At 35.1% G+C, this 11,533-nt stretch carries 9 protein-coding genes; 4 read left to right on the forward strand and 5 right to left on the reverse strand.

What is annotated here, in order from left to right; all coding sequences use genetic code 11:
- Positions 1-165: 165 nt before the first annotated feature.
- Positions 166-1,479: a hemolysin family protein gene (locus tag AC1DS7_RS01680; RefSeq protein WP_002141709.1), complete on the reverse strand. Its 1,314-nt coding sequence runs from the start codon at positions 1,477-1,479 to the stop codon at positions 166-168.
- A 525-nt stretch (positions 1,480-2,004) separates the two neighbouring features.
- Between AC1DS7_RS01680 and AC1DS7_RS01685 the strand changes: the two genes are divergently transcribed.
- Both AC1DS7_RS01685 and AC1DS7_RS01690 read left to right on the forward strand, forming a co-directional pair.
- Positions 2,005-2,352, forward strand: coding sequence for an ArsR/SmtB family transcription factor (locus tag AC1DS7_RS01685; protein WP_002109853.1), 348 nt, complete (start codon positions 2,005-2,007; stop codon positions 2,350-2,352).
- Between the two features lies 1 nt (position 2,353).
- The gene (locus tag AC1DS7_RS01690; RefSeq protein WP_476998729.1) at positions 2,354-4,855 is read left to right on the forward strand and encodes a heavy metal translocating P-type ATPase; all 2,502 of its coding nucleotides are present in this window, start codon (positions 2,354-2,356) and stop codon (positions 4,853-4,855) included.
- A 166-nt stretch (positions 4,856-5,021) separates the two neighbouring features.
- On the opposite strand, the gene AC1DS7_RS01695 is transcribed toward AC1DS7_RS01690, so the two are convergent.
- Positions 5,022-5,480 (reverse strand): DUF7003 family protein, encoded by a 459-nt coding sequence (locus AC1DS7_RS01695; protein ID WP_372362670.1) that lies wholly within the window; start codon positions 5,478-5,480, stop codon positions 5,022-5,024.
- Positions 5,481-5,671: 191 nt separating this feature from the next.
- On the opposite strand from AC1DS7_RS01695, the gene AC1DS7_RS01700 reads away from it, so the two are divergent.
- Positions 5,672-6,409 carry a ZIP family metal transporter gene (locus tag AC1DS7_RS01700; protein WP_002141706.1) on the forward strand — a complete coding sequence of 246 codons (738 nt, stop codon included), beginning with the start codon at positions 5,672-5,674 and terminating at the stop codon, positions 6,407-6,409.
- An 81-nt stretch (positions 6,410-6,490) separates the two neighbouring features.
- Entirely contained in the window at positions 6,491-8,191 is a 1,701-nt protein-coding gene (locus AC1DS7_RS01705; protein ID WP_476998730.1) for a pyruvate oxidase, read from the forward strand.
- 45 nt (positions 8,192-8,236) lie between these two features.
- On the opposite strand, the gene AC1DS7_RS01710 is transcribed toward AC1DS7_RS01705, so the two are convergent.
- The 3 genes from AC1DS7_RS01710 to AC1DS7_RS01720 form a co-directional block, all read right to left on the reverse strand.
- Positions 8,237-9,238: an ABC transporter permease subunit gene (locus AC1DS7_RS01710; RefSeq protein ID WP_002141703.1), complete on the reverse strand. Its 1,002-nt coding sequence runs from the start codon at positions 9,236-9,238 to the stop codon at positions 8,237-8,239.
- Position 9,239: 1 nt separating this feature from the next.
- Positions 9,240-10,106: an ABC transporter permease subunit gene (locus AC1DS7_RS01715; protein ID WP_002141702.1), complete on the reverse strand. Its 867-nt coding sequence runs from the start codon at positions 10,104-10,106 to the stop codon at positions 9,240-9,242.
- Between the two features lie 224 nt (positions 10,107-10,330).
- A complete protein-coding gene (locus tag AC1DS7_RS01720; protein ID WP_012260916.1) occupies positions 10,331-11,362 on the reverse strand; it encodes an alpha/beta hydrolase in 1,032 nt (343 codons plus the stop codon).
- Between the last annotated feature and the right edge of the window lie 171 nt (positions 11,363-11,533).

An 11,533-nucleotide genomic window follows, 5' to 3' on the forward strand; every position in this document is an offset into this window, starting at 1 on the left:
TGTATAAATGAGATACATTTTACAATATCGAAGGGGTGTTGAACCTGGAATGCAAAGGAAACAATCATTCCCTATTTCGGTAATGTGTTAACAGGTAAAGAGTTGATCAATCAATGAATTTAATGAGGATGGCTACCATGTTATCAGCTGAATAAAAAGCAGCAACTATACAGTTGCTGCTTCCAACATTTCTTTTTGTATTTCAACACGTTTGATTTGGTGAGGGTCTTTAGAAAGAATTTTAAATGCATATCCTTCGCTATTTACTGTTTGCCCTTCCTGGATATCATAATTCTGCATCAGAATCCAACCACCAATCGTGTCAACATCACTATCATTCATATGTAATCCTAGTAAATCATTTAATTCGCTAATTAATACTTTACCTTCTACGACAAGATGCCCTTCATTCATTTGCTGGATGGGCGGACGCTCATCTTCATCATATTCATCACGGATTTCTCCTACAATCTCTTCCAGAATATCCTCAATGGTTACAATACCAGCCGTACCGCCGTATTCATCATATAACACAGCCAACGGAATACGTTTCTTTTGCATTTGTAGTAAAAGATTATGTATTGGTATGGTCTCAATTACTTCAATTACTGGACGCGTATACGATTGAATAGAATTGAATTCTTTTGTTTCCTTATTCATATAACGAATAAAGAAGTCTTTCACATTCACCATGCCAATGATTTCATCTTTATCTTCCCCAAATACTGGGTAACGTGTATACTTTTCATCACGGATTATTTTCATATGGTCTGCTAAAGAATTATCTACATGTAGCCCTATAATTTCTGTACGAGGGACCATGATTTCTTTCGCAATACGATTATCAAATTCAAAAATATTATTTACATATTTGTATTCAGCTTGATTAATTTCTCCACGTTCATAACTTTCAGAAAGAATCAATCGTAATTCTTCTTCTGTATGTGCTACATCATGCTCTGATGCAGGTTTTAAGCCGAACATTCCTGTTATCATCCTTGCAGAGCCATTTAACAAGCGAATAAACGGATACATGATTTTGTAGAACCAGATAAGCGGAGCCGAAAGTAATAAAGTAACCTTCTCAGCCTTTTGAATCGCGAATGTTTTTGGTGCTAATTCACCAACTACAACATGTAAGTACGTCATAATAGTAAAAGCAATTCCTAAAGATAATACACCTGCAATGGAAGGATTGATGTTCCACTTATCAAATAAAGGATGTAAAAGTCTCTCAATCGTTGGTTCACCTAGTGCCCCGAGTCCCATTGCTGTAACTGTAATCCCTAATTGACAAGCTGACAAATATTCATCCAAGTTTGATGTCACTTTCTTAGCTGCCAGCGCACCCTTCTTTCCTTCTAATACAAATTGATCAATCTTTGATCCTCTTACTTTTACAATAGCAAACTCAATTGCCACGAAAAATGCAGTACATGCGATTAAAACCGCTACCATGATTAAATTAAATATGTCCAACTAATTCCCTTAGCTTCCTTGAAACTAAAGGATTCACCTCCTGATATATTTTCTCTTTCCATACCTACAATTTCATACACATTAACATGAGATTGTATACAATCTACATTCTCAAAATGATGAGGGGTACTCTGAGAAAATCGAGGTCATTTAGCCACCTATCCGAGTCAACATCTGAGTCCAATATATTTCCACCGCCTTGATTAAATTATCTATATGTTAGCATGAGAAATAAATCCCAGTCAATGTTTACATTTGAAATACCCTGAAAATTAAACAAAGAACTTCTCTCCCCTGTTTCCTAAAATTTCTTAATGCGTGCACCAAACACTATAACATACCCTTCGCTTCCACTAACTATATTATTTTTTATTCATTATTTACATTCCTTCTCACAGCAAAAAACAAAGCTCAGTAATTTTTATCAGACTTTTCGAAAACATTTTGACACACATATTAGCCAATGCTAATATGAATAAAGAATAAACATATTAGTTATTACTAATACGAATGGAGAGGATACGATTGTGTAACTCAAATGACTTAGATATAAAAGCCAAATTTATTCGAGGCTTTGCTGATAAAACTAGACTTCAGATTCTTCAATGTATGTTAGATGGTGAAAAAACGGTATCCGAAATTGTAGAAATCACTAAAGGAAATCAGTCAAATATCTCACAACACCTAAACTGTTTAAAAGGATGCGGCATCATCCTAGGTAGACAAGAAGGAAAGTATGTCTACTATTCTTTACGCAGTACACAAATTGAACAGTTACTTACAATGTTCGATGTTGTCTTTCATGAGGTGCAAAATGAAGTAGCATCATGTGATAAAAACGATGGTTGTTTATCTCAAAAAGGAGAGAACTGATATGACAGATAAAAAGGAGAGCGAAAAACAAACAAATTGCTGTGAAAATTCTTCCATAGCATCCACAAAAGAAGAATTAGCAACGGAAACTGCATCTTGTTGCTCTTCCAAAAAAGAGATTCCTATTGTGCCAATTGTTAAAAACACTTCTTGTTGTAATGGTGAAACCAAAACTGAAAAAGAAAAAACTACAAAAGAAACATCGTCATGTTGCTCTTCTAAAACAGAGATTCCAATTATCCCTATTACTAAGGAAACCTCTTGCTGTAGTAGTAACAACAATTCTATTAAAACTGAAACTTGTTGTTCAGCTGAATTAGCCCTACAAAAAGAATCAATGACATCAAAATCTTCTTGCTGTAGTGATAGCTCATGTGAAGATCCATCACCTCTTCTTAATACTCAGAAAATATCAGGAGATGGCGTACAAACTTATCTTGTAGAAGGTATGGATTGCGGTGCATGCGCTTTAACAATCGAAAAGCATCTACACAACGTTTCTGGCGTAGAGGAAGTTCGAGTAAACTTCGCTACTGGAAAAATGCATATTCGTCATGACCGAAATGTGGATGACATTATAAAAGAAGTATCTAACGCAGGCTTTGAAGCCACTTTAGCTGGAGCTCGTAGAGGATCAACACCTGTTTCAAAATCAAAAAATACAACTTTGATTCTCTCAGGATTATTTTTAGCTTTAGGATTTGGAGGAAACTTTACAAACATATCCCCTCTTCTTATTACACTTCTCTATGCGGTGAGCATTGGTATTAGTGGTTATAAACCTGCTAAAAGTGCCTTTTATGCAATTAGAAGTAAATCACTCGATATGAACGTTCTCATGATATCAGCCGCTATTGGTGCTGCATTAATTGGTCAATGGCTAGAAGGCGCAACAGTTGTTTGGCTATTTGCATTAGGGGCAACGCTACAAAATAAATCTATTGAACGCACAAGAGAATCTATTCGTGGATTAATTGATTTAGCCCCATCAGAAGCTTGGGTAAAAATTGGAACTGAACTTATAAAAAAATCTGTTGATGATATTGCAGTGAATACAACGATTGTTGTAAAGCCAGGTGAAAAAATCCCATTAGACGGCACAGTTATAGGAGGTACTTCTACTGTAAACCAAGCGCCAATAACTGGTGAATCTATCCCAATCGATAAACAAATTGGCGATTCCGTATATGCAGGAACAATCAATGAAGAAGGTTCGATTGAGATTACAGTAACTAAACTTGTTGAGGATACTACATTATCTCGAATTATTCATCTTGTAGAGGAAGCACAGGAAAATAAAGCACCGACAGAAGCATTTGTAGATCGTTTCGCAAAAATCTATACACCTATCGTTTTTGTATTAGCAATTGGTGTCATGATTATCCCACCCCTTCTTGGTATGGGCGAATGGATGGAATGGATTTATAAAGGTTTAGAACTTCTTGTTGTTGCGTGTCCTTGCGCTTTAGTTATCTCAACTCCTGTTGCTATTGTATCTGCAATTGGAAATGCAGCAAGAAACGGTGTACTCATTAAAGGTGGTACAGCTTTAGAAATTGCAGGTTCTTTAAATGCTATTGCGTTTGATAAAACAGGAACATTGACTGAAGGAAAACCAAAAGTAATGCATGTACGAAGCGTAGATTGTACTGAAGATGAGTTATTATCCATCGCAGCAACAATTGAAGAATACTCTAATCATCCCATTGCAAAAGCCATTACAGCATATGCGAAAGAACACCAAACTTCTATTCAAAGTGGAACCGACTTGCGCGCCATTGTAGGAAAAGGTGCGCAAGTCACGATAGATGGCGAAACATACTACGCTGGAAATAAAGTATTATATGAAGATTTTGGAGTTTCGCTTCAAATGTGGAACGAACCAATTCAGGAAATGCAAAGAATTGGTCAAACCGTGATACTTGTCGGAACGAACAAAGTCATTTTAGGTATGATTTCAGTAGCAGATTCCATTCGTTCTACTACTTATGGAACAATTCAAGAATTAAAACGATCAGGTATTCAGGAAACTATTATGTTAACAGGAGACAATGAAGGAACAGCTGAACATATTGCACAGAAAGCAAAAATAGATCGTTATTTTGCTAACTTACTTCCAGAAGATAAAGTTCATTCTGTCAAACAACTTCAATCTGAAGGAAAAACAGTGGCTATGATTGGGGACGGCATAAATGATGCCCCTGCCCTCGCTACTGCAAACCTAGGGATTGCAATGGGCGGTGCAGGAACTGATACCGCAATGGAAACGGCAGATATTGTATTAATGGCAGATAATCTTGAAAAACTTCCTTATACAATGAAACTAAGTCGGAAAGCATTGCACATCATAAAACAAAATATTTGGTTCTCATTGATTATTAAATTTATCGCCCTTGCCTTTATCTTCCCAGGTTGGCTCACTCTTTGGATGGCTGTCCTAAGTGATACAGGCGCTGCACTTATTGTAATCCTTAACAGTATGYGTTTATTACGGAACAAATAATAAGATAAGAAGCTACTGAGTAGCTCCTTATCTTATATACAAATTGAATTAGGATGTAGAAATGTTATCATTTAGTGGGCGTTTACAAAAATAAGCGTTACTGCGAGAACAGCTGAGTTACTATGAACCTATGCCAACACACTCTATCTTTTCCTCATCTTCTGATTTAAAGGTCATCCTCTTCTTGTTTTTCAAAATCACTCCATGTCCAATTGGTCCAATCATTATTTACTTTCCCTACAGTTATCAAATTCACATTATTTAATTCAATCGCTTTAGCTAAAATTTGAAAGAATATGCTCTCACTCGGTTTTTGATCATCACTAATATTAGGATGTTCCCATTCTTCTGTTTGATAAAATAGATTTGGTTTAAATTCTGCATTGATTTCATCTAATATGTCCGAGGGCTGTATCCAGAATTTCTCCTTATATATAGAAGTTAAAAAACGAATAAGTTTGGTAGGATGAAATGAATCTGTTTCAATTCCTAAACGCTTATACTCTTCTACCATTGGTGTTAAAGTAATATGTTCTCCTTTCAAAAGTAGCTCCATATGAAAAGGATCTACAAGGAAACAATCTTCATCATCGTACCAATACTCTTCATTTACCAGCGTTAAGATTTCATCGAAACATGAAAAGAATCCTTTTTGTTTGCAATCTTATTCCCCATTTCACATCTTCTGTTAAATTCGATATATAGATTATAACGAATTGATAGATTTTTCTCCATAATCAAACACTATCATTTGGACTAATCTGCCTCGCCTGTTAGTAAGCTAAAAACAAGGGTATAGAATCGGAGTGTGATAATATGGAACGTTTATGGATTCCAATAATCGTTACGTTTTTTTCGTTCGGCGGATTACTATTAGGAGGTGCTGTTGGAGTAGCAACACGCCAACTAATTGAAGAAAAGATGCATCGCTTATACGCATTATGTGGTGGGATTTTGCTTGGGCTTTTATCACTTGAAATTATTCCTGAAACATTTTCAAGCTATGAAATAATTGGGCCTATGCTCGGTATAGCTATCGGTATTTTAGTTATGAGCTTATTAGATAACTATTGTCATCATCCGATTATACATAAGAAAGATCAACAAGCATGGCAAACCTTCCTTTTTCTTTCTTTTGCTATATTCATTCATAATATGCCGAGTGGGTTTGCGTTAGGTACAGCGTTTATAAATCATAATGACTCTGCTATTCCTTTCTTACTTGCGCTTGTCATTCACCATATTCCAGAAGGATTAGCTTTAATTATTCCATTTCTTTTTACAAAACATAAATATATTTCATTTTTATTAACAACTTTATTACTTTCTCTCATCCTAGGGACCGGTACTGTTTTTGGCATTTTGATGGACGGGAAAGCTCTCCATTTACAAGGACTTATTATGGGAAGCGCAATTGGTTCTCTTGGCTATGTCACAATTCACGAAATGCTTTGGAAAGCAAAGAAACAGCTCTCTTTCCTTACATTTCTCATGTGGGCAACTAGTGGTTTTTTACTAATAACAGTGTTTACTTTATTCGCTGGTCATCATTAAAGCGAAAAAATTTATTATTTGTATATTTTTCCTTTTTCTCCAAAACATAATGTTATCTACCTATTATAAGGAGGAACGATTATGTTTGGAAAAACAGCCGGTGAAGCATTAGTGGATCTTTTAATTGACTGGGGTGTAGAACACATATATGGTATGCCTGGAGATTCCATTAATTCTATTATTGAAGCTTTAAGAAAAAAACAAGATAAAATTAAATTTATTCAAGTTCGCCATGAAGAAGCTGGTGCGTTAGCAGCGGCAGCCTATGCGAAATTAACAGGAAAACTTGGTGTTTGTATGGCTATTGCAGGACCTGGAGCGATTCATTTATTAAATGGTTTATACGATGCAAAACTCGATCAAGCTCCTGTACTAGCAATTTCAGGACAAGTAGAAAGCGATTTACTCGGAACGGATTTTTTCCAAGAAGTAAACTTAGAAAGAATGTTTGATGACGTTGCGGTTTATAACCAACGAATAATGTCAGCTGAACAGTTACCTGCTGTAGTGAATCAAGCGATTCGAATGGCATATACGAAAAAAGGTGTCTCTGTTCTTACAATTCCAGATGATGTTCCGAAATTTGAAATAAAAAATGGTGCACGTATTACAAACTCTTCCTTTACATTACCAGAAATATTTCCGCAAGAAGAAGATTTAGCTGTAGCGAAACTCGCACTTAATGAAGCGAAAAAACCTGTTATTTTAGCCGGGAAAGGAGCTAAACATGCGAGAGAGTCTTTACTTGCATTTGCAGAACATATCGGTGCTCCAATCGTACTTACATTACCAGCTAAAGGGATTGTTCCTGATGAACACCCTCTTTGTATCGGTGGATTAGGATTAATCGGGACGAAACCTTCTTATGAAGCAATGAAGCATGCAGATACTTTAATTATGGTTGGTACTTCTTATCCGTTCACTGGTTTCTTACCCGAAAAAGCAAAAACACTTCATATTGATACAGACCCCGCACAAATTGGGAAACGTTATACGACAGATATCGGCTTAGCTGGTGATGCTGATAAAACATTAAAATGGTTAATTGAAAATGTAGAAAAACACGAGGACCATTCCTTCTTAGAGCATCATCAAGAAATGATGAAAAAGTGGGAAGAAAAATTACACAATCAAGAAGAAGATTCTTCGACTCCAATTAAACCACAGCGAGTTATGCACGCTCTGCAACAAGTAGCAGAAGATGACGCAATTCTTTCGGTCGATGTTGGAAATGTAACAGTATGGACAGCAAGGCACTTCCGCATGACAAACCAGCAATTTATCATTTCTAGTTGGCTTGCAACACTTGGCTGCGGTTTACCTGGTGCACTCGCTGGACAAATTGCTTTCCCGGATAAACAAGTGTTTGCAGTTTGTGGTGACGGCGGATTCGGAATGRCAATGAATGACTTCGTAACAGCTGTTAAATATAAACTGCCAATCGTTGTCGTTGTATTAAACAATAATAAAATTGCTATGATTAAATTTGAACAAGAAGTTATGGGAAATATTGAATTTGGTACAGACTTAACGAATCCTGATTTCGCAAAATATGCTGAGGCGTGCGGTGGTATTGGATACCGTGTAGAACAGTTAGATGACTTACTTCCCGCCTTTGAAAATGCAGTAAAACAAAGTAAACCATGCATTATTGATGTAGTTGTAGATGTAAATGAAGCACCAATGCCAGCAAAAATCACATTTGGTCAAGCAGCCGGTTATACGAAACATATGATAAAAGAATTATTTGAAGAAGGTAAGATTGATTTACCACCACTTTAAAGAAAAAAAGATAGCTGAAAACAATTTGTCTTCAGCTATCTTTTTTTATTTTTGCACCTCACTATGAAATGAAAAATCATTCATGGTAGGCTGTATTTGTTTCTCTACTTTCACTTCTTCCTTCTTCCGATTCGCTCTTCTAACATTCCCTAGCTTAATCGCATCTTGCATACTATTACTAACTAGATTTCCCGCTAAAATTGTCATGCTATAAAAAGCAATTGGTATAAGTACAATCCATGTATGTGTGGTTAAATGACGGAAGTTTTGACCAATTAGGCCAGTCCATTCTTTTGTTACACTATCTGCTTCTGTACCAAAAATTATTGTTCCGCCAAAAAATAATTCTAACAAACCAAGATGCAAGAGGAGTAATAAAGTACTTACAAATTGCTGGGCTACTAATAAAAGAAATGATGGTAACATATGCGGCCATACATGGCGTTTCAACCTCTGCCACTTACTTCCGCCGAGCACAGTGGCCGCCAACATAAATTCTTCTTTCTTAATACGCTTGACTTCTTGCGCTACATACAACATAACTGTCGGTACTGCAAGACATGCAAGAACTATAATTTGAAACGCAACTCGCAAATGAAACGGAGCAGCTGCCTCTCCACTGTCGAACATTAAAACTCCCCTTAATATAAAATAGGAAATCATAACCATTGGTACAATGCTGAATGGGTCAAAAAAGGACGAAATAATTGGAAAAGAACGCCGACTATACATACCGAGAAGTAAGCCTATGCCCCCTCCAATAATTACTCGTAAAATCGCTATAATTAAACTCGCACCAACCGTCCATTTCGCTCCCTCTATTATTAGTTGAAAAAGATCGCGGCCTTTCGCATCACTTCCGAACCAAAATTTACTCGATGGTGAAAATGGAGCAACCTCTAATTCTCCTTTTGCGTTATACATCATCGTTAGTTCACGAATATTCCCATCGAAAAACAACGTATTACCAATACTAACAATCATAAGGACACTTAAAAAGGTTACACCAAACCAAAACCTTACATCTTTTTTAACAACTTGCCACATATTACGCACGCTCCTTTATAACATTTTGCAAAAGCGTATGTAATAAACGAAACAAGATAAAAATCGGTACATATAATATAATTAAACTTACTGTGAAAATTTCTATGTTCGAATGTTCTTTTACAAATACAAACATTCCATATGTGTTAAAAATCCATTCAATAATATATAAATTGGATAGCATAAATAAAATATTTGTTTTCGCATAATAAACTGTCGTCAATAAAACATTTCTTGAAATATGATGTGTCAAAATATGCCGTAAGCTTAACCCTTTACTCTTGGCAAACATACTATAATCTTTCTCTAATTCTTCTCTGAACCTTAATAACAAAAGTTTAATAAACAATAACGTTGTTGGTATTGTAAGACATATAATCGGTAACAAACGTACTCTTTCTTCCCCTAATCCAGCCAGTTTGATTGGCATAAACCCTGTTTTTTGAAAAATAATTACGACAAGAAGTTGCGATAATAAAATAAGTAAAATATCTGGTATGCTCTCAAGGGTAAGAAAAATCCCATTCCATATTCTTTGTTTCATATGAGTTCGCTGCAGTACAAAAACAACAAGTACATACGCTATACATAAAGAAAGTAAAAATGCTGAAAGAAATACTATCATCGTTTCAATATAATGGATCCAAATTTGCGGAAATAATTTTCTCGGCGCTTGAAAACCATATGTAATTTCAGTTGGGTGAAGTACTTTCTCACCAACATATATAATTGCATTCCAAAAACCGATTAAATCAATTTGTAATCCCTTAAATAACCGAGGGAGCGCACCTAGACAGATTATACATAAGATTGCAGCAAATAATTGTAAACAAGTAACCCCACACCACTTACCAATTCGAATGAACATAACTATTACCCCTTCTATTTAAATGAATATTCAGAAACTAAAACTATGTATAGTACCTATATCTTTTAATAAAATAACTCCTCTCTCGACAAAACATATCGATTCTCGTCATTTCTCTGAAGTTGTATTATATCTTTCGACTATTATCCAACATTTTCCTTCTTGATCGATTATATACTATAAAAAAACACTTATTTTTAAAATAAGTGCTTTTTTATTTAATTTCATTTTACGAATGTATCACACAACCACTCATAAAACTTTTCCTTCTCTTCAAATTGAGGGTAATGTGCTGAGTTTTCAAAAGCTATAAATTCTTTTTGATTCGCTTCAATCCTATCAAAATACTGTTTAGCTGCATGAAATGAAGTATTATAGTCATATTTACCCATAAGAAAATAAAGCGGTAACTTCAGTTTAGTTACTTTAGTAGGTAATGGATTCTTTAAATCTTTTTCTAATAAAACTGTTTGAGAATAGGATAATCCATAGTTATAACGAATTACGTCAAACAAGTTATATTCATTACTGAATAACATCCCTATGTTATCACCATCTGGATTTTCAATAAGTCTTGAAGTTCCACCATATTTCGCAACATAATTTCGTGGGGTATATGTATCGCCATTTTTAATTTGTTCAGTTAACCCTTTTAAATGTGAAACCTCATCCGCATTCCCAGCATTTTGTGCCTGTTCAATAACGTAGTTTAAACTATCCATCTCACTTTCTACTGTATCGCTCATCTGTCCAATGCCAATATATGCTTCATATTTTTCAGGAGCTTTGTTGGCAGCCTGTATTCCAATATATGTACCATAAGAATGGCCTATTAAAATTACTTTTTCTTTGCCTAGACGTTTTGAAACGTAATCCGTCATAGCTAATAAATCCTCCACGAGTAGATCTGATGAAAGGTTAGAATAGTCTTCAAAGAAATGATACGATTTTCCACTTGCTCTTTGATCGTAATTGACAACCGTGAATTTCTCTTCCAATAAGTCTTGGTATTTTTGAGCATATGGTATTTCCGAAGAACCTGGTCCACCATGAACAAAGATAATAACTGGATTACTCTTATCTTTGCCTCGTATCATAATTTCATGACCAGTTCCATTTATCTCTACTTGTTCTAATGTACTTATACTGTTTTTGACCTTTATTTGTGAGGTCCATGTAGGAAATACCAACGCCATAATTATTAATAGTATAATAGTGACTGCAATACGTTTTACTAATTTTTTTATCTTCTTCATAAAACGTTTCCTTTCTTTTAAATTTATAAGAATATCAATATACATCAATTGCACTTTCCAATTTCATCTTGATTTTTTGTACATTCTTAATATCCCATACACTTCTTAACTTTCCGCTATATAAACCCTTAATATTTTCTTAATTTTCAATACATTAATCATAGGAAGGCT

The organism is Bacillus sp. P4_E1, from assembly GCF_056401715.1.

Coding starts and splice junctions, on each gene's coding strand:
- AC1DS7_RS01700 (WP_002141706.1), top strand. CDS start 5,672: ATGGAACGTTTATGGATTCCAATAATCGTTACGTTTTTTTCGTTCGGC.
- AC1DS7_RS01720 (WP_012260916.1), bottom strand. CDS start 11,362: ATGAAGAAGATAAAAAAATTAGTAAAACGTATTGCAGTCACTATTATA.
- AC1DS7_RS01715 (WP_002141702.1), bottom strand. CDS start 10,106: ATGTTCATTCGAATTGGTAAGTGGTGTGGGGTTACTTGTTTACAATTA.
- AC1DS7_RS01710 (WP_002141703.1), bottom strand. CDS start 9,238: ATGTGGCAAGTTGTTAAAAAAGATGTAAGGTTTTGGTTTGGTGTAACC.